Source organism: Ruegeria sp. F11 (assembly GCF_056533855.1).
In genome coordinates this window covers 1-692 of sequence record NZ_JBQFOW010000049.1, presented here as the reverse complement: position 1 = coordinate 692, position 692 = coordinate 1, and the positions used below count along the sequence as shown (strand labels likewise).

Sequence of the window (692 nt, the reverse complement as noted above, 5' to 3'; positions counted from 1 at the left end):
CGCTCATCCGAAGATGAGAACGACCGAGATCAGCGCCACACTCGGCACGATCAAACAGTGTTGATTGATTTCTCTCTATACGATGTCAATTGCGGCGACTTTCGAAGAAAGTCGTCCGGGTGCGAGGCAGCGTATTCTCAAAGAGAATGCGCGTTCGCACACCATAGTCTGTAAGAACAGACATCTCAGCATTCCTAAAAATGCTCAAAAACCTGTTCTCTCATGGATAAAGTGGTGGGTCGAGGAGGACTTGAACCTCCGACCTCACGCTTATCAGGCGTGCGCTCTAACCACCTGAGCTACCGACCCACAATTTTGCCCGCAAAATTGTGGGAGTGCGCGGTAACGTGCTTTGCAAAGCAAAGTCACGAAGGAGCGTCACCCGGTGCAATTCTGGGCGGAACACCACAATCTGCAAAGACCTCATCCGAGTGCCTCTCGTGACATTCGGCTGCGCCGAATGCACTGTCGCACTCGTTTCTTGCTCCGCAAAAAACGTGGTGGAGCCTAGGAGGATCGAACTCCTGACCTCCTGAATGCAAATCAGGCGCTCTCCCAGCTGAGCTAAGGCCCCTTGAAGAACCCTGCATTCAGGGCTCAGTGTTCTGAAGAGATATGAGGACGGCTCGGTCCATGAGTTTGACCAACTTTGTTTGTTGATCTTCTGCTAAGTGTATCACGAGATTTGCGAA

The 692-nt window shown here is 51.6% G+C and carries 2 tRNA genes; both read right to left on the bottom strand.

Going from position 1 to position 692, the window contains the following annotated elements:
• Nucleotides 1-232: 232 nt before the first annotated feature.
• Nucleotides 233-309, bottom strand: a tRNA-Ile gene (locus ACR0NJ_RS21280).
• 189 nt (nucleotides 310-498) lie between these two features.
• Nucleotides 499-574, bottom strand: a tRNA-Ala gene (locus tag ACR0NJ_RS21275).
• Between the last annotated feature and the right edge of the window lie 118 nt (nucleotides 575-692).